The organism is Gymnodinialimonas sp. (genome assembly GCF_059726805.1).
The window spans coordinates 3,576,103-3,596,068 of sequence record NZ_AP041059.1 but is presented as its reverse complement, the minus strand read 5'-3'; the positions used below and the strand labels follow the sequence as shown (position 1 = coordinate 3,596,068).

Genomic DNA, 19,966 nt, shown 5'->3' with positions numbered 1-19,966 from the left:
GGCCCTACCTCAATATGAACATCAGGCGTCTGCCGTAACCTATCTGGGGCAGACACGTCTGCAGCGGGCAACTCGGGGCATTCGAGGTCCGATAGGATCGTAAGACCCCATGACCGATAGGAAAACTGAGGCGGGTCGCCGATTCTGGCTGTGCGGGTCATGGAAGCTCAATGCATTGATGCCAGCAGACTCCTAAAGAGATGTTCGGTGGAGGCAAGCGCCCTTTGGGCATGTGATTTTGGGGGACAGATGCTTCGCAACACCTGCCTCCCTCAAGGCATCGACAGGCTCGACAATTTCAAGAGTAGCCGCACCGCTGCTCTCGTCGAGTGGCGCGGCCTTTGCGGTGGCTATCTGCCGATGCGACGTGGCTTCCTTTACCTGGTCGCCATCATGGACTTGCACACCCGCAAGGTCCCGACCTGGCGGATATCCAAGACGATAGAGGCCGACTTTTACGGCAAGGCGCTGAACAAAGCGATCCACCGTTTCGGCCCGACCGAGGTCATGAACACCGATCAAGGCTCCAAGTCCACGTCGTTCGCCTAGACCGATCGTCTGCGGTGCTCCAGTGTAGGCATCTCGATGGACGGAAAAGGGCGGTTCCTCGACAACATCTTCATGGAACCCTTAAGGCGCAGCCTGGAATAGGAACGTGTCTACCTGCTTGCTTGGGAGAAATGATCAGGGCCCGAAGCTAGTGTCGGAACTTGGTTTGAGTTCTACAGTCAAAAGCGCTGACGGTCCGCCTTCTGCGTCAAACCAAGATCTGTGGTCCATTTGCTGGGAAAAGAAGAAACCCAACACGATCAGTCTGAGCAAAAGAGAAGCCCACACTACGCCGGATCCTATCCAGAGGCCAAAGCGTAACTCAGCCGGGCCTTGAATGATAGAGGAAAGTCGGGGGGAAGTAAGAGGAAGTGATTTTTGAAATAATTGTTCGGACTCGGTTCATCGATTGCTGTTGCAAAGAGAATCGTGTTGTTGTCGCGTTGGCTAAATTTTAGAGAATAAGTGTCGAGTTGCCATGAAATCCATCGCCTTGGTCCCGAGCATAAAAGAACTCACGCCGGTGGGTGCTGAGGCTGTTTTTGTTGATCGCGATGCTATCAGCCTGGTCGCCAATTTGAAAGCGCCGTCCGAAGGTCCTGCCGCGACGGTGACCGTCAATAAAAAAGTTGAGGGATACGAGTGGCTTAGTGCGATACTGGTGGATCCGCGGGGAAGCGAGAGGTACGCAACAGTAATTGAGCCGGGACAACAGTGTGAGCTTAAGTTGCGGTCGAATGTGACGCTGACCGATGCACAGATCGATCAGTTGTTGCGAAATCCGCGTGTGTTGGATGTTGCTACCCAAATCTCCTTTGGCGACGAAGGAGCGCCGGTCGACATTGATTTCAGGCTTGCGTCTCCGTCTTTTGTAACAACCGTATTGCCGGCTCCGGTTTTTGAAGCGATTGAACCGCCAGATACGCGCGTTAACCAGTTGGATATCTTAAGGGGTGGAGATAAGAGCCTTGGGTTTCTAAAGGTCACGATCCCAGAAAGCCCCCTTCAATATGCGGTTTCGGGGCCGACCGGGCCGACCCGCAACGTTCCTGAATTGAGCGTTGACGCGTTTCTAACGCGCACGAACGACGTGAAAGGGATGACTGGAAGTCAGCCGCAAAACGTTTCCGTGGAGGTCGTTCCCAACAATAAAAGCCGGACATCGCCGTCGCCAACAATAATACAGTTGAAGCCGCGCAGTGAGTACGTGTTTGAGGCGCGCGCCAAAATGACGGAACTCAGTCCGGATACTGATGGGCGTGTGGTACTTCGGCTTCAGTGGAGGATAGAAGATGGCGTCAACGGGGTCGGTGGGCAGGCGTCTTCACGTTTGGCTGCGGATCAGCGCATTGAATTGATACAGAAGGAGAGCGACATCCTTCAGGTGCAGCTGGAAGGGTGCACAACGGTGTCTCCCAGCGGTCCGAAAGAGGTGCTGACGCCCATTATGCTCCCCGGCGACATCCTTGAGGCGGTGCGCTCGGAACAGTCGTTTCAAATTCGGGCAGATAACGGTGACTCTGCAGAGCAGCGTGTAAGACTGGCAATCTGGCTCTATCGACACGAGATGCCTGCTGTGACCGTGCATGCCGCGATCGGCTTTGCCGATGCAGCCGATATCCCAGAGGCGCAGAAAGTTGCGGTCGAGAAGTCTTTTTTGAGGGCAGCACCGCTTGACCCGCTCCATTTCGATTTCGGGTTAGATGAGCTGCTCTTGAAGGCAGACCTGAAAGAAGCTCGCAACGGTATGGAACTGCGTTTCGATATTTCGGCAAGCACTGAAAATGGGGTGCACCCGAAAAAGGCCTACAGTGGTCGCATTACGGTTCCGGTGCTGGCACCCGACATAGCCAAGGAGTTTTCGGCCTGTCTCGACCTTGGGGCGTCTGCGACGACTTTTTCTTTTGGACGTGCAAACGGGCTTGGGCGATCGGGCACAGTCCCGCTGGGAGACTTTGTCTATTCGCTAGCGGGGCAGCCGTTCGCGGACTACAATCAGGACACTCCTGGAAAGAACGCGCTTTTGCCTATGGATATTGGTCTTTCGTCGCATATCGGACTGCGCAATCAGGCCGATCCCTTGTCGCTTGGGACCTTAGACCGGCTGGGGGGCAGCGAAGACGCGATACGCAACAGACTTACGCATTTTGACCGAACCTACGACGTGTCGTTGCCGGGGCCGAAGGTTGGCGCACATGAGCAGCAGCTGCCATTTGTCAACGACCTGAAGAGGCGATTACTTTCTAAAGGCAAAATGCCGATGTCGCCTGAAGTATTTGCGCATACCAAGGACGGTTTGAGCCTGGTCTCTGAGATTGACCTTTATGTGTTGCTGCGGGACGTTTTTGACGAAATTGCGGTGTATCTTATCCCCCGCGCCATGCTTCTGTCCAAGGACCTTGGGCACGATGAGGTGTATTTGGGTGGTGTGAGCACCAGCGGAGTCGATACCTACAAGGAATTCAATGAACTGAATGCCTCCAATCTTGATCTGGTGATCACGCATCCCACGCGACTCGACAAGAAACTATTGCGGGAATTCAAGGATGCAGGCCGACATTTCTTTCGGCAACTGATCGCCGAAGGTAATGCTGAAGAGAAGTGTGAGCCGATCTTTGTGTCGGAGGCTCTCGCGGCAGCGCACTACTGTATTTATGCGGGTGTGGCGGAAGAGGTCCGCAAAAGCTATGCTGGTCGCACGACGAACCTTGCGGTCATCGACATCGGCGCAAGCACGTTTGACGCGATCATTGTCTCCGTCGACTGGGGCTCTGCCGGTATTGCAAAGAGTTGGGAAGTGAAATCTCATTTCGGTGAGCGTGTCGGTGGACATAACTTGGACGACGCGCTGCGGTCGATCGCGCTGCAGGCTCTCGACGCTGAGTTGGACCCGACCGACCCTAACGGCCTGCGGCTAGATGACGACTATGCGCGCTCTGAAATCCGCCTCAGCGACGCGCTTGATCGGGCGATACAGAATGCAAAAATCAGTCTTTGCGATGCCGTGCGAAGCGCCACGAGACCCGGACCCTACCGCTGGGAGGGAAGCTTGCTTCCGCAAAGCCTAAATGTGAGTCTTAGGGGCATTCTGCTGCCACCGCAGGTCGGCTCCGCGAGCCGCCACAAACCCCGACAGGCCGCTCATGATGCCCCGCATGTTGTTTACGACGCGGAAGCTCGTCACTTTGTGCTTCGTATCCCGCGCGACATCCTATTGGCGCACAATGATGTGAACACGGAGAATGCCGAGCAATGGAAACGACCGTCACCGCGCAACCCTGCGATGGTCGCACGGCTACTCGGCGTCGGTATTCCGGCCATGATGGCAAGAGAGGCAGAACGCCTTAGCGTTCGCGATGTCGAATGGGTGATTACGGGTCGAACTGCCTTGTGGCCGCCGATCTATCAGGCGGTCTTGGATACTATCTCTTCATTGGGCGGCGGCAATGTGCGGTCACCCCAGCCCTTCGAACCGAATGAAATGAAAGAAGTTGTTGTTCATGGCGCGCGCGCGTTCCCGCAAAGCGCGCTGACTTTGACCGAAGATCAGATTTATACGGTGGCCGTGATTTCGGAAGATGCAATCCCGCGATCCAACGATCAGGGATACAGAATCCTGCCGATTATGGAAGTGACCTACCTCGATGATCAGCGAACTCGTCTGATAGGGGATGGAGACGAGTTTGAAATCAAGTCGCAAGGCCACCTCAAGCTGGCGCTTGCCAAGCCCGGATTGCACAAGAAGGGTGAAGGCAGCGCAATAACGCTGGCGGAAATCCAGGGGCTGTTCGACATGTTTGGGCTTGATATTTATGAGAGCGCTCAAGAGCTACCTGCCAATAGCCACGAAAATCTCGTGGTCCAGACTGAAAAGCGTTTTGGCGGAGTGTTATACAAGTTCGGAACGGTGTCGCACTTTATCGGGCCGAACAGGCCGGGGGACAGGTGATGGTGACGTCGATCGAGCTGTATCTCGCTATTGTAGCATGCGCGGCGCTGGTGCTGTGTGCCGTGCTTGCCTATGTCTGGCGCCGACGGGCCCGAGCGGGCGAGCGGCGCATTGATGAACTCAACGCTCAGAATTCCAAGCTTCGCAGTGTGTTTGGCGAACTTGCTGGATGGGGTGAAGACGGCAAGCTGCCCAATGATATTGTTGATGTCATCCGCGCAAACCTGACTAGGCACGAGGCGGTTGCGCCTGAAGAGACCGCAGACTGGAGCGGCTTTATGACCGTTGTTGCAGATACGATGGCGAAGGCGGCACCGCCTGACGCCCGGTTTGTTGGTGGGAAGGCGACCTCGCAGGACAGGCACGAACGTCTGGTGCGAACGCTCAGAACCTGGATCGCTGACGAGGATCGCGCGCAGGCGGCGCTTGTGAATGGCGAGCTGAACTACATGTTTCGTATGCATTTGAGAATGCAGGCCTATAATCCGCATGATCCGGCTGCCCCTGTGTACGCTATAGCTGTGCAACTGGTCAGCTATCTGCTTGATCGCGAGGGCGTGACAGTCGCATTGGCATGGCCGATGTCTGTTGCTGTACCGACCGTTGAACAGACTGCCGATGACGTCGATGGTCTGCGCGGCATCGAGGCCGTGCGCTCTGTTTGGAGCAATGCACGAAACAATCTGGACGCGCCGCTCAGCGGGCTTGTCGTAGATTGCGTTGCACCGGGCTGGAGAGTTGATGGCGCGCTTCAGCAGCGGCCGCTCGTTCTCACAATGAATAGTTTCTGGTGATGAGGGCTTCACAGTCATGAAATGGTTCCGCGTGTCACGGCCTGATCGACCGAAGAAATCGTATGTTCAGCTGACAGGCATTGCCGGAAACGCGAATGACTCTGAAATCTGGCGACCGAAGATTTTTCAGGAGGTCGCGACGTATCGGTTCTCGGGGCCGCAAGAGCCCGAGACTGGCAACTTGTTGAAACGCTGGTTTAAGACTGACTTCTGGGTTGGTGCACGCGGGAGACGCAGAACTGACAGATACGCCATTGCCCACGCTATGCGGCACTACACCCGCACTGAGATGGTTGCGGAACGTTCCGGTATGCAGCAATGGCAGGTTGCGCAGGATTCGCTGATTTGCGCCAGTGCCGTTGACGGGCCGTTTGATGGGCAGTTGCACGACGGACTGGAGACGAGGCTTCTCGCGCATCTCCAAGACAACCTGAAAGGTCTTTTTGATCCGGAAAAGGGGATTAGTGTTCGGTGTATTGGATCTGCCGCGCTGCCGAAAGAGACAGTGTCTCTTTTTCTGGGCGAACATGTCTTCGCGCCACGCCCTAATTCTGTGCCGGTTGGCTCCTTGACGTTGCAGATTGACGGTGCAGCGCGAGCGTCGCGCACTGAACCTGTGCTCCTGAACGGCGAGCCCGGTGCACTCTATTCAGGTCAGTCGGTTGTCGGGTTTGCTCTGCGCGGCCAGGGGGACAGCGTTCTGTGTCCGATTGAGCTGGACCTGGGCTTTCCACACTCTTACTCGTGTTTCCTTTCTGTGCGAGCAGACAAGTCAAAGAACCCGGAGTTTCCATTCAAGATTGATCGGTATCTAGGACAAGGGAGTAAAGCGCTCCCGCGGTTTACCCCAGTGCGGCCGACCGAACTATGTGATGCGGAGTGGAAGGTTCTTTTTTTCGGTGAAGGGGATACGCGGGAGGGGAGATTGAGGCTTGTTATCGACAAGCGGTTTTCGCGATTGCATGTAAAGCGCCCAGTGCAGGCGGAACACCAGAAAATAGTCGAAATCGTCGGGATCGATGTTACGCCCGATTTGCTGGCACGCCCAGCTAAACGGGTCTGGTTCGAGTTGACGCCTGAGCGGACATTGCGCCAATCCAGTCTGCAAGAGAAATCCATGTCACTGGTCTGGATGTCGGATAGGAAAGGCTCCTATCGCTATGACTGGACCGATTACCAGATCCGCGGAGATGCGAAGTCAGGCCTTGCTCCGTCCCCCGGAGGCGGTGTCCAGCTGGGGCCGGCATGGACCGGTGGATCGCTCGGCTACTTGATGGTGCCGGATGTTGACCAACGTCTGAGATATTCGCTGGAATGGTCAGCGGAAGAAGGCTATCATGTTGATTGGCTAAACGCAGCTGCGGTTGTGGATTTCGGCGACCGGCGTATCGGACTGGCAGACGCAATGCACGAAGCAGACACCGGCGCGGACTTGATCGGGCCGGATCTGGTTGCACGGCTGCGCGCAGCAAAGGGCCCTATTAAGCTCGGGCCATTCCTGCTAGCGCTGCCATAACGGATAGGTTGGTTTTTTTGTTTAGGGTTTTGGAGAAATACTATTCGGTTGCGGCGATTGTCTGTCTTGGCGGGCTAATTTTACTGTGCGCGATCTGGGTTATAGGTAAGATTTCGGACACGCGGCACTGGATGGAGAACGCGGTTGTGCCAGCAGTCTCGGACCTAGACACACAGCTATTGCAGCGATTCCGCGAGGCGGGAATTATCTGGCCAGTGCGAAGCAATACGCAGCTTGCGATCCGCTACCCGCATTGCACAAGGATCGTGCGCGAAGATCCTGCCAGCGCGGCAACGTTGGCTATAGCGATTGACCCAGCTGGCACGCCCGGGGATTTACGCGCGGCCGAAGATGCGCGGATCGCGATGGTTAACGAATTCTGCCAGTCCGATCAGGGGCAGCGTGTCCGTACTGAACTCGACCTTTTTAACGCCGGACAGCTGCTGCTTGCGGCGCGGGACAACAGAGCCAACGTCCGGAATTCAGGCAACACTATGGATGTGCAGTGCAGCGACGGGCGCATGGTCAGGACGCTTTTTCCGCCAGCGAATTGTTTGCGATCCGACTGGTCCGTGCGGTTGCCAGGGATCGGCGCGGCATTGGCGGAACTGCCAGACAGCGCCATTCCGATGCGCAATTACGTCTTTATGGCGGACCCCGCTGCGACACTGATGTCTGACTGGGTGGTTTCCTCGCCGGCGACGGCCTCGGGTATCCCTCCGTTGCATGAACTGGCAACGGACGCTCAACTGGGGACCGGGCCCTTTATGGCGCAGGTTATCGCAGAGATCGAGACGATTATAGTCGACGGACACGAGTTCGTCCACACCGGAGATGTGACCGAAGACGTGCTACTCAATGATGCCGGACAGGAGCTGCGTGTGCGGGTTGATAGGTTGTGCAGCCTGCGCAGCGGGATACAGACTCTTTGTGAGGGGCTTAGTGCGTCGACGCGCGCGCGAAATCGGACGCCCGTGGCATACCGCGTGACTATCAGAGGCCCGGCAGGCGCAGAGTTTTCGCTCGCTCTCGAGGCACGACCAAGTGCGCTTCCGGTTGATATGATGATCCAGGCCGGAGTTCTGCAGCGCTCGACGGGCAAACGCCTGATCGGCTCAGGCCAAATCCGGCTGGCGTGTACCTCGGACGCGCCATCTGGTGTGTCTTTGCCGGCAGAAGGTGAGGCTGAAACTGGCTGCGATATCATCTGGCTGCGACCCCAGGCCCCGAACCCCGAAAATGAAGGTACAAGGCGAAGCGCGCCGTTCCAATTGGCCATCGACGGTTTGATTATTCTCGATGAAGACGGCAATCTGACGGCAGAAGGATTCCGGCTTGGATATGGCGACTTGCTTGGGTTCGGGGTCGACGACCCAGGCTCTTTCGCCTCGCTGCTGAGCCGTCAGGAACTACCGGACGATTTCACGCTTACGGTTCGACCGGAAATGCAGCGGTTGATTCAACAGAGTGTTGTCAGCGGTGAGCGCGTACCATGCCTCGCGAACGAAGATTGCGGCGACCTTCGTGTTGACCTGATTGTTATGGATGCGGACGGGGAGGATGCAGGTGAGCTTCTGGGATTTGCGTCGCTGCCGCGGTCGGGCATCGGATTGTCGCGGTGGGACCTGATAGCGCTGGACACGGCAGCACCTGCGCGAAGCCCCTTTGCCGCCGGTGCATGGCGAGCTCATGACGGGACGGCTACGCCGGGTTCGACATTCAAGATCGTGACATCACTCGCAGGTGCATTGCAGGCGCTGGCCACGTCCGACAGGCAGCTGGAGGAATTATTACTTGGTAACATTAGCGAAGGCAGTACCGCGCTGATGCTTGGGCTGGCGGCGAGTCCGAATCTTGAGGCCGCGACGGCCGGCCGCGAAACATGCAGGCATGACGGCCCTGTTGGGCAGAATAATCGCAGTGATGTTTTGCCTGTGCCGACGTCAAATGGTGCCGACACTGCGCGTTGTATCGCAAATGCTGGTGACGCGTCGTATATCTCGATTGCTCAGGGCCGTTGCGAAACTCTTGGCCGAAACAGCAGCGGTGTCTGCGAGGCGATGACTAGATCCTCCAACCTCTATTTTGGTGGACTGGCGCTTTACATGGACAGTTCTAGTCTCTTGCTGCCGGGTAGCCAGGTCGAGCATCGCGAAACGGCCGATAGTCTGGCGATGGTGCAGATGGCTGCTCGGCTATTCGGGCGCGACATTGACACAGGAGCGGCGCTGTCTGTGTTTGATGCTCTGTCTCCTCATTATAGTGCGGTTGCGCGATTGCGGCCCTCGCCTTTGACGCTTGCGGTGCGAGATGTGCCTGCAGACCTGAACCCGCGGCGTCTAGACTTGGCACTGTCCGGTATCGGGCAGGCCGTGAGTGCCACGCCGCTAGCAATGGCTTCGATTTCGGCCTCGGTCGCTGAGGGGCGGGTGATTGAGCCCCGCATTGTCCCGCTGGAGCTGCGCATCCGCCTGGGAGCCGCAACGCCCGCTGTTGTTCCGCTGCTGCCCGGGCAAGGGGGCGGCGGGTTTGCCGACGAGATTCTTAACCATCTGCGGGAGGGTATGGCCAATGCCGTCAGGGAGGGCACTGCGATTGCAGCGCAGGGCGGATTGAACGAGGGGCTTGCGCATTTTAAGACGGGCACCGCCCAGATCGTGATTGACAGGGAGCGAACGCAGGCTGCATGGACCGTGGGCTATGTCGAAGCACCCGGCGGAAACTCTAACATCACGCAACGTATTTCGATTGCATGCCGCGTGGCGCCCACAAACCAAGACAGCGGCTTGTGCGCACGAATTGTGGGTGACCTGGTAAGTGACCTGAACGCGGGGATGCCCTGATATGCGACTACTGCGTCGTATCTTGACAACGCGGTTACTGCGCGGGGCAGTGATCGCATTCGGCACGCTGATCTTGCTACTCTGGTATTTTGAAACGATCTCTGAGTTAGATCGGGTTGCACCGAATCTCACGCGGCCCGGTGACACCCTAATCGAAGTTCCGACGCAGGGCGAAGTGGTTATCGGGCGGCCGGAGCTTGGCCAACCGCGGGGCCGTGATACGGCTGCGCTTGATCACATTGCCTTCCGGCAGGACCCGGTGAGTGGTGCTGTGTTGCTGAGGCGGGTTACGGACCAGCGGCGCCTGTGGCTGTCTTTCGGAGATGCTAACCTGAATGGAGTATCGGACCGCGTTTCGATTCCATGGCGGGAACCTGGCAACGCCATAGAGTCGGAGGATCGGCTTCAGATCGCGATTACAGGGAATGTGATAGAGCTGCATGTTAGCCCTGACAACACAGTTAATGTATCGATATTTGCCGAAGACGTTGGCGTGACTCCCGTAGCGCCGGACGAGCCGTTTTTGACCGGTGCGCTTGTGGCTAACTATGAGATCCAAGGGAACGGCTGGGCAAACCGGAATGACATCAACCTGAGCTACTGCACGCCGCGACCGGATGGATTTTTCGACCGCTGGTCGCGACGGCTCGCGGCAGCGAAACGGTTGACTAGCGCATTTCAGGCGTCAAGGCGGCATGTGGCGGTACTGGGCGGATTGCGGGACTGTGTCCTAGGCTCGCAGATTAATATGTTCGCGCTGCCCTCATCCGATCCGCGGGTCGAGATTGCGATTAACTGGTTCCTCGGCACTGAGCGTGCAGATGTGAGGGTCGCGCAAATCGCAGGTGGGGCGGCGGTTTCCTTCAGGCGGATAGAAGGCGGGCAGGTGGTGTTCAGTCACGCCGGAGCGCGACGATTTGATTGGCCAGTGACAGCGCTGCCGTTGCACGTGGATACCTACACAAACGATGTGAGCATGTTTAACGAGGCCTGGGACTCTCATCAGGCAAATGCTGCCGAAGTGGTGCGCTTTATCGCAGGGCGGACACATTATCATGCCGCAGTTCTGGAGGGAGATGCGGGGGCGCGGCACGTGCTGCTGCGGGTCACAGAGGACGGGGTCGGCACCCTGCGTGATGTCGATTTTTGTGCCAGCGGCACGCCCGAGGCCGAGGGGATCGACATGTGTCCTGAAGCGCGCCTGGACAAGCCGGTTGAGAGCTTTGAAGAGGCGCTGCCGCGGCCTATGGAGAGGCTGTACCAGTCCTTCTTCACGCATCACCTTGATCCTAAAGAACAGCTTGTGTGGCTCGTGATCGTGAGCAGTGCTGCTCTTTTTGGCGCCGTTGCTACGCGTCGGCGTCTGCAGGCGGCACCAATACTAGAAGGAATTCCGATTGCCTTAGGTTTTGTCGTCGCTGCGTTGTTACTGCTGGTACCGATCTGGCTACCCTTTTCTGCTGATGCTCTAGAGATCAAAAACTTCGGGCAGGCAATACTGATTGGCAATCTGCTGCTCTTTTTTGTTGCAGGGCTATTTGTGGCGCTGGATCAGGACGGCAGTTGGCTCTCAGGCGGCTTGTGGCTCACACTCATAGCGATCGTTTTCCTTGGCGCGGCTTCGCTGTTTCATTTAAGCGCGGGGGGCTTTCACACAAGTGAAGAACGGTATTTCGTAAAGCACCTGATCTTTGGTCTGTGGCCGTTGCCGTTTCTCGTGATCGTCATGGTCGTGATCCCGGCTCAAAGGTTTCGGATTTCTCTGGGGGCGGACGTCACCGGCAAGATGAACCTATTCTCACCTTTGCTTTGGCTGTTTAGCGTCACACTTCTCGGGTTTGTAGCATGGCTGCTGATCGGAGCGCAGGACGGGCTCGACGGGTTCCAGCCAGTGGAATTCGGTAAGTTCGTTGTCGTCGTCGGTCTTGCAGTGATCCTGTCGCTGTGGCTGGTGACGCAGCGCAAGCTAAACGAGAAGCGGGCAGGACTAAGTGGTCTTGCTTATGCGGTTGTTGTCGGTCTGGCCCTTTTTGTGCCGCTAGTGCCGATTGCGCGGAGTGACTACAGCCCGCTTATCATCATTGTGAGCGTGTCGTTGATTGTGATTTCCTTGATGATGACCGCCACCGGCCTGCGCATCATGCGCGAAGGTGCGGGAGATGATTTCATCTTGTCCCTTGTGCCGATCAGGTTTCGTCCGCGGACGCGGTACCCCGGTATGTTGAGAGCAGCGTGGATCGGAGCGGTGTCGTCGTTTTGGGCGAATTGGACGAATGCATCGCGGCCCTTTATTGCGGTACTTGTTTTATTGGCACTGGCTCTGCCAGCGGTTTTGTGGGCCTCGCGCGATGTGCCCGTTCGGGTCGAGCCGTTTGGCGTGTCAGGCTGGTCATGGAGCGCTGAAGAAACCGAACAGATGGAGGTACTGCTGGACTCGCTCGGGACTGGGCGTCGGCTTGTGAAAGAGCGGCTAATGATCTGGGTTGATCTTTTTATGCCGGGAGGTCCGACCGCAGAGTCGTACGAAGCCAACGTTGACCTGCCTGACCTCGGGTTTCAGGTCATGCGATCGCGGGCCTCAATCGCCCACGCCCCCTGCGGCTTTCACCCCGCGCTAGTCTTTGGCCAGACGGGGCCGGCGTCAAGCCCCCCCCTTGATCCTGCCGCAACAGAGCAGATGGAATGCCACGTGTCAGGTGACGCTTTGTTCGGGTCCTGTTTCCTTGAGCGACGGGGAATCTGTGAAGCCATCGCGCCCGACGACTGGGCCGAACCGACACGGGACTGCCGCGCTACTGACCTCAGGCTGCCCGCGCAAGCGCATTGCATTCCGGTCGTTGAAAGCGATTTTGCAGTAACGTTCCTGCTGGCAGAATTTGGGATTGGCGCGGGGCTTTTTTTGGTGGCCGTGCAATTTACGTTTACAGCGTTGGCTCTATTCACGGTGTACCGCCTGGTCCTGCCTCCATGGCCGATGGCAATTGCGCAGCGGGGGGGCTTTGACAAAGTCGAAGACGAGGTGCGGACACTGTCCTCGATGCCACGCGATCCCGTGCTGGCAGCGGGGGGTAAGGCGCTTGCAGTTCTCGTGCTGGGCTCGATCCTTCTATATCAGATGCAGTGGATCCTAGCCTGGAGTAATTCTATGGGGCTGCTTCCAGTCATGGGGCAGCCGATGACGTGGTTGTCGGCGGCCACATCGCATCACCTGTTCATGGCGATCCCTGCTGCGCTGACCATTCTGATGGGAGCACGCGTAGTTGAAGCGCAAAAGGATACTGTTAGTTTTAATTGGGTGCCTTTGAAGTAGAATGATGTCGGCGTTTGGAGGTCGAGAAGTGGAATTTGGCTATGTTTCCTGAAGACATGACAAAATCAGATCGAGGAGTCCTCGTTGTATTGTGGATAGTGGCGCTCGCCGGCCTCGGCGTGACTATGAACGCGCTGTTTAGCGGGGCACTGGAACTCTTTTCAACGCCTGGTACGAGCGACGCCTTTGGCATTGCGGCGATGCTGACGTTGCTTTTTGGCGGGGGCTTTGTTGCCCTCTCGGTCAGTTTTGCAGGCGTGCTGACGTCCCGAAAGTCGAACTTTGGGACAATAATCACTTGGGCTCTCGCAATGTCTGTCGCGTTGCTGGTGATCGCCTTTTTCTCTTTCCGGTTCTGGTATGACGAAGCAAATAGTTCCCTTAATCTGGACAGCTATGAGATTTCAGACGACATCAATGCCGTCGCCGAGATAAACACGCTCGTCTCACGGGTGGCGACGGCTGATCTGGAGAGGGCAACGCGTGACTATGAGGCTAACCCCTCCGTGGCAGCCTACAGGTCTCAGATGCTAACGATCTCGGAAGAGTTGGGGCAGGGCGAGGGACTGCGCCTCGTCATCGCAGGTCTTGAATCGAACCGCGAAGAACGACGGACTGCTGCTGTGGCGCTGGAAGACACTCTGGAAGACCGAGTCGCAGAGCTTTCGAGGACGATACGTGACCTGGAGGCCCGTCGACCCATTCTGGAAACTGAAGCTGCACAAGCTCTTGAGGAGCTTAGGTCCTATGGCGCTGCTAACGAAGATTGGCAAACCCTGCTGAGCCAGACACGCGCCGCCTTTCTGCTAGAATGCCCGGAACCAGCGACTGACCCTTTTGAACCCGGGTTTGTGCCACCCGAGCGATTTCGGATCGGATGTGGTCCGCAGCAAGAGGTTGAGCAGCCTCTGCTGGCCGTTGAACTGGAAGCTCAATTTATCGAAGAAGGGGATGAACAGGTCTGCAGAGAGCGTAATTTGAGAGGGAACACTCGAAATACTGGCACCGGGCCGTGCACGGATGTCATGTTGGCCAACTATTTTCGGCTTCAGAGCCTGATATCAGAGTACGAATCCGCGACCGAAGAGCTTGAGACAACCCTGGATCTGATCGAGCGCAGCCAACAGCAACTGCCCGTAGCGGAGGCCGATCTTGAAGCAGCGAGCAATGAGTTGAGCGGCTTCGATCACGACCAGGAAGAGGCCTTGGCACGGAGCACCCTTCAACCTTTTGAGACAGCGATTACCGAGTTCCAGGACCAACCTACACTGGCTGGTCTCGCGACTCTCAGGGATGAATGTCGGGCTGTGATCGGCCTCGCGCGCTCGGGCGACGGCTTCAATTCCGATACTGCGCCCGAAGCGCTATCAATCGATTGTACAGGTGCTAATTTGGACCAGATCTTAGGCATGTTCACGGGGGCCAAGGAACGTTCCGAAGCTGTCGTGCTGGCCTGTGATGCGGGGCGCGAGACGATTGATCAGGCGCGGAGCGTTCTGCGGTCCACAGCGCAGCAGCTCTCGACCGCCGAAGTGTCGGAAACGATTGATACTCTGAAGACGGGCGCGATTGATCCCTGCCTCGCTTCGGCGAGGACTAACGGATTTGATGTGGCCGACCTAACGACCGAATTGGACAGGCTGGTGGCCGAAATCACGCGCAATAGGTCTGGCGTAGCCGCGGCACTTGATCGTTATACTGAAATGTTCACTCTTCGTTCAAACATTCCCACGTATACTGTGCTCGTCTTTACACTCATTGTGGAGCTTTGGTTCTTTGGAATGAAAGTTTACATCAACAATTTCATGCGTGCGCGGACTGGCGACTATCAGCGGAATCGTATGCTCGACGAGCCAGATCGCGCAGCGGTCCAGGCGATTTTGGCCGAAGTACAGTATCGCAATAGTGGATCGCCATACTTGCCGGCGAGCTTCGCTGATGAATACAGAGATGCGCTTCGCGGGCGGATGAAACGCCTGGTTGCCCAGTTCAGGGCTGAAAAGAAGACACGCATCAACCGCTATACTGGCGAAGTTGATTTCTCGACTGACTTTTTGCTGGAGTTGGATGCTTTGGTGAAAATTCCGGCGGAAAATGGACTTGTAAAGCCTGTTCCGCCGATTGCGCGAGCAGGGCCTGCTGCAGAAAACGTTACTGATGAGGGCAAGGCTATTCCGGCTATTTTTCCGGCTTCATCGGAAAATGACCGTACTGGCCCTATGCAAAGTACGCGGTCTGTTGTAGCCCTTGGTTCCGGCGAAACGCGCTTAGCAGAAAACAAACCTGACGATTCAGAGCGGAGCGTACCGCAGACACAGCCCCAACAGCGAAACCCGGTTGCGACCACAAACGCGATGGCCGATCGCATTATGAACGCGCATTCTCGTCGTCGCCGCTGAGAGCGAGAAAACTTGTAAACCAATCGGGTTTCTGCAGTTGTCTGGTGCCAACTAAAATGATGTTGGTTTTGTAGGCTACATGTACCGAAGCTAATCAAGCCTTTGAGCGCTGGACTTTCGTGCCAATTTCACCGCCAGCTCAGCATCCGCAGGCCAGGAATTCAACGATCTTTTAAGGGCACGGTAGCAATCGGATGACGTTTGCATTGTTGCAAGAATTGCACTGCAGGATTGGTACTCCCGCTCCATCTCGTAGACTGCATAACCTGCTACGATAGCGCGCCCAAGATCCTTATCTGCCGGGGTCTCGAGGCTCAGGCTTGCCACCTTACGCTTGATAGCATCGCGTTTCTTAACGATTTCCGGGAGCAGCATTTCTCTAACAACCGACCCTGTGAAACGTTCAAGTTCAATCAGTTTTTCTGTTGTAGGTGTATCATGTTCAAATGCATCTGACATGATTTGTAATAGTTCCTTGTGTGCTGGCCTTTTCTCGTCCGGGTATAGCTCCGCGATTAGTTCCACAATGACGGTCTGAACATCTGGTGCACCATTGGCGGCATCAAGTTGCTCAAGCAAGGTCTGTGCTTTCTCAGCTTTCGCTGCATCACCCGATGTCAACATGGGTTCAAGCATTTCGTATGCCGGACCCTTGTCGGTCCGGCCTACTGTGTCGCTTCTGGACGCGTCATCGTCTTTCGTCGCTTGAATGGTCCGCATGATTTCCGCCATTTCAAGCTGATGTTGCTCCGCCTCGGTGGCAGCGGACAGAATCTCTGCGGCAGTAAGCTTTTCCCGGGTGTTGTTTTCCAGGATTGCACGAAGCGCGGCGGAACAGCCACCAAGCGCCTTGCGTCTTACGCCTAGTTTACTTTGCGCGGAATTGATGCGCGTTAGAGCGTCGCCGACTTCTGACAGAGTATGGGCTGACCGCTCGAAAGCCAGATCAGGAAGCCATTGCAAAGCGGCGACCAGTTCGTTGGTATTCTTTAGGGCCCAAATTTCGGCTATCAGCCGCAACTGCACATCAATTTCCGCAGCGGTCCAGTTAAATTCATGAGCTGGAACAACAAGGCTGAGAGCCCGGGACAGCAAGTCAGATCCCGCCTTAGTTCGTTGGCAGGTCGGCCTTGCTAGTTCATGACCTCGAAAAAGCGACCAGGCAGCGATTGCCTGCGCAGGATCGGCCACAAACTCCTGCCAAAGTTCGATCGACGCAAAGGCCTTGCCACCATAAAACCGCGACGCTTCAGCGAAAGCTGGCGTCAAATGCCCGGCATCCCGTGGAGCCCCCGTTCTTACGAGCCAGTCTTCGAGGCTTCGGTCTAGATCTTGCGAAGCGTTTTCCGCGTCGTCATCCTCCGCCACATGCCGCATTTTTCGGATCATATCGGCAACCATCTGATCTGAAGACGCGGTTTGCGCAATTCGTTCGAGACCGACTTCGAAAGTCGCAAGACCGTCATCGGACGCTGGCGATCCGTCAACGATGATGCGTCGTTTCCTCAAGTCGACGATAGTGAGCAGATCACCCACCGACACGTGTGGAATCCCAATGGTCTCATCAAAGCCCATCGGACCAATTTCCGGTTTTGGGATTGTCACGGCGTAGTCGTCGAAACCCTCGTGCGTAGGATCGAGGATAATCTGTCTCACGGAGTTCTGAACAACATCTGCGAAGTTGTCTTTCGCAGCTGCGATATCGGATTCGTATTGAGTCGGATCGAACTGACCTCCGTCTAACGAACCAACTAACGACGCTGCGAGCTCGATAAACGTATAAAATGCGATACTGTTTATTTCCTGCCAGTCTGCATCAGATAGCCCCAGCGTTGCTTTCAACTGCTCTTGAAGTCGTGCGAGGCTGCGCGCGTGTATCAATCGCAGGTCTTTGAGGGTATTTTCGTCATCGGCACTGACTCTGATGGAGACGGTTCGGATTCGGGCCTTGGCTGCTTCCGTTTCGATCCCGGACGGGTGGTTTGGGCCGAAAACACCTTGATTGGTGCTTACGTATCCCGCGGTCGGGCTGATGTGCAGCGTTCCGCGTGAGCCAGGAACAATTTTGGATGCCGGACCGATTTCCTGTAAGGTCGGCGCGGCAACTTCGTCAAGCGGACCGACAATTGCACGCATTTCCCAGATCGACGGGAGCTGATCCCATTCCGCAACCGGGAAATCATCCGGCGTGACGAAAATCGCTGAAGATACATTCTGTTCGTCGCCTGCGGTCGTTTTAATGTAGACGCATATGCGTTCACGGTCACCGCTGGCTTCCAGCAGAGCCTGATTCAGCCGCAAAACCTTGATTGGGTGGAAACGGCTGTCGCCGTCAAATATCAAGATCTCCACAATGTCCTGCGCGCGCAGCGCGCTCGTCGCAATGCGCATGCCCAGTTGACTGCGGCGCGTTGGATCGGGTTCGACTGAGCAAACACCTATTACCTGCGCCTTTTGTTCGCGATGAACCAGCGCCACGCAGAGCGTTCCGGCTAAGATGCCGGTCGTCGAGTCAAAATTGGCTCCGATTACGGCACAGCGTGCACCGTCCCACAGCATCCAGACGTGCTTGGACAAATCGGCGTAATTCATTAGTTGTCGACCCCAGCAAATACCAGCTACGGTGAGCCTATGCAGGGTAACTAACCTTGGCAAGCCAGCGTTGGGTAGATGGACGAGAACTGATTTTGTTGAAGAAAGTCACAATGGTGGGCGCCAAGTCTTCGGGAAAGACGGTAGCTTTGGCGCAGCTACTCGATGCGGTGCGCAACAATGCAAGTGGCTATACGCCGGATGTATTTGAAAACCCTATGCCATTAACGATCAGTACCGAAGACATGATCGATCAAGGTCGGCTACTGAACGGCGCCCTACCTGGGGGGACGGTTGATGCGCTGGAAGCGCATTATGCATTGAATGTAAACGTTCCGGGGAACAGTGTTGCGCCCGCTAAAGAGGAATTCGCCATACTGGACGTGCCAGGGGAGATATTCCGGAGGTCTGAGACGGGGAGGACATCTGACCTTGCCGATCAGTCGCCGGAGTCAACGGCAGCGCGCGCGGAGTACGAATCCTGGATCGAGGAGTCGGTAGGTATCGTTTTCTTTGTCCCGGCTACAGGGTTTGCCAACAACGCACTTTTTAGAATGCCTCGTCAGGAACTGTCGGCAATCCTAAAAGCAAAAGACGACGGAAAATGCCCAAACATTGATCGCCTTATCATTGCCATAACGATGTTTGATGTGCTTCTACTTCATCTTGGGGATCTCGCGTTGGACGTTGCGATCCGTCCTGACGCAGTAAAGCAAATTCTCAAGCTGTGCCTTCGGCGGGTGAAGCTGCAGGCACAGGACATGATGAGCAAGGCAGGCTTTAACCAGCTGGATATCAAAATCACTCCTATTTCAGCATTTGGGTTCAACAGAGAGTTTGGCTGTGCCAACGTGGACCCGAACGCCCTGGAAAAGGATCAAAGTGGCATTCGGATGAAGCACCAGCACGACAGCGAAACCTTGCCTTATCTTGTTGGTGATCCGTTCCTTTGGGCCGCCTTTGAACATGAGACACAGTTCATGTTTGATCTTAAGGAGATCGTAGGTTGACGCAGACGGACATAGCGAAATTCGTGCCTCGAACGCAGATCCGTGTTGAACGCGGGATTTCTGGGAAATTCGTGATTTCTGAGGGCGGCGCAGAGGTGCCTGATGGGCCCTATGGGTTCATCGCTCAATCCGACGACTTTCCTCGGCACTTCACCTCCAGATCAGGTGAGCGGTTAACACTTGATAAGCTCACAAAGGCCATGCGGGGCGACACGCAACTGTCCGCGAAAGACATCGACCAATCATTGCGAAGTGTTGGCACCCTTCAGTTTCAAACAACTGCAGAAGGTTTGTTCGTGGCGCGTTTGAGGACCCGCTCACAAAGCGGGGAGGAAGGGAGCGACCGCGTATTTGAAGTTGCTCAATTTTTTTTTCTGAAAGGTGTATGCGACTGGCGGTCTGTACCGGCTGGTTTTTTTCGCTTTTGCTGGAACGAGCTTCGAGCGAACCCGCCGGTCCAAGGGCGCAAATTCGTGGACCCGCTGTTGTTCTCTGTTGATGAGGATGTCGAGGCTTATATGCTCCACGGCATAAACCATGTTGCGGATAATATACCCGAAATCGGAACTCTCGGAGAGGTTCCGTTGACTAAGGAGCTTCTATCGGTGCTGTCCTTTCTACAGCACAATAAGGCGGAAGCTTTTTTTCCTCTTGAAACCCAATACTTTGCTGCGGCCAGTAAATCCGAGGTTCCAACCATTTGGGCGCTAGATCTCGCGACCAGCCTTGCCCGTCTGGATGAGCCTGAATGGGGTCAGAGACGTTTTCAAATTAACTTTGGATTGCCACCAGCGTCAATGGGGCAGGCTCTGCATTTTGTGCAAAGCAGAAAAGACTGGGTGCTGCATGGCAATGGCGCAAGTGTTGACCTCGGGGGTCTTTCCGGCAGCCCCACCGCCAAAGATGCGCAACCAGAGGTAGAGTTTATCAAAAGCGGTGGGCGTCGAGTTGGCGTTGAACCGATCATAATCTGATTGGAGTGGGGGCTGCGAAATTAGGGTAGG

The 19,966-nt window shown here is 56.0% G+C and carries 10 protein-coding genes; 9 read left to right on the top strand and 1 reads right to left on the bottom strand.

Annotated features, from left to right (window positions below):
- Nucleotides 1–249 precede the first annotated feature (249 nt).
- The 7 genes from AC6I9R_RS17415 (at nt 250) to AC6I9R_RS17385 (ending at nt 15,360) form a co-directional block, all read left to right on the top strand.
- Nucleotides 250–549 carry a DDE-type integrase/transposase/recombinase gene (locus tag AC6I9R_RS17415; RefSeq protein WP_461427208.1) on the top strand — a complete coding sequence of 100 codons (300 nt, stop codon included), beginning with the start codon at nt 250–252 and terminating at the stop codon, nt 547–549.
- A 478-nt stretch (nt 550–1,027) separates the two neighbouring features.
- Complete coding sequence (locus AC6I9R_RS17410; RefSeq protein ID WP_461427209.1) at nt 1,028–4,498, top strand: hypothetical protein; 3,471 nt, start codon at nt 1,028–1,030, stop codon at nt 4,496–4,498.
- Nucleotides 4,498–5,292, top strand: a complete 795-nt coding sequence (locus AC6I9R_RS17405) for a hypothetical protein (protein WP_461427210.1) — start codon at nt 4,498–4,500, stop codon at nt 5,290–5,292. The genes AC6I9R_RS17410 and AC6I9R_RS17405 overlap by 1 nt, the downstream gene beginning before the upstream one ends.
- 265 nt (nt 5,293–5,557) lie before the next feature.
- On the top strand, nt 5,558–6,808 hold the full coding sequence (locus AC6I9R_RS17400; RefSeq protein ID WP_461427211.1) for a hypothetical protein: 1,251 nt from the start codon (nt 5,558–5,560) through the stop codon (nt 6,806–6,808).
- A gap of 179 nt (nt 6,809–6,987) precedes the next feature.
- Nucleotides 6,988–9,651, top strand: a complete 2,664-nt coding sequence (locus AC6I9R_RS17395) for a penicillin-binding transpeptidase domain-containing protein (RefSeq protein WP_461427212.1) — start codon at nt 6,988–6,990, stop codon at nt 9,649–9,651.
- 1 nt (nt 9,652) lies between these two features.
- A complete protein-coding gene (locus AC6I9R_RS17390; RefSeq protein ID WP_461427213.1) occupies nt 9,653–12,961 on the top strand; it encodes a hypothetical protein in 3,309 nt (1,102 codons plus the stop codon).
- 41 nt (nt 12,962–13,002) lie between these two features.
- Nucleotides 13,003–15,360 (top strand): coiled-coil domain-containing protein, encoded by a 2,358-nt coding sequence (locus AC6I9R_RS17385; RefSeq protein ID WP_461427214.1) that lies wholly within the window; start codon nt 13,003–13,005, stop codon nt 15,358–15,360.
- A gap of 90 nt (nt 15,361–15,450) precedes the next feature.
- Here AC6I9R_RS17385 and AC6I9R_RS17380 read toward each other — a convergent pair whose 3' ends face one another.
- Nucleotides 15,451–17,952 (bottom strand): hypothetical protein, encoded by a 2,502-nt coding sequence (locus AC6I9R_RS17380; protein WP_461427215.1) that lies wholly within the window; start codon nt 17,950–17,952, stop codon nt 15,451–15,453.
- 56 nt (nt 17,953–18,008) lie between these two features.
- Between AC6I9R_RS17380 and AC6I9R_RS17375 the strand changes: the two genes are divergently transcribed.
- Both AC6I9R_RS17375 and AC6I9R_RS17370 read left to right on the top strand, forming a co-directional pair.
- Entirely contained in the window at nt 18,009–18,962 is a 954-nt protein-coding gene (locus AC6I9R_RS17375; protein WP_461427216.1) for a hypothetical protein, read from the top strand.
- A complete protein-coding gene (locus AC6I9R_RS17370) occupies nt 18,959–19,936 on the top strand; it encodes a hypothetical protein (RefSeq protein ID WP_461427217.1) in 978 nt (325 codons plus the stop codon). Before AC6I9R_RS17375 ends, AC6I9R_RS17370 begins: the two co-directional genes overlap by 4 nt.
- The last annotated feature ends 30 nt before the right edge of the window (nt 19,937–19,966 follow it).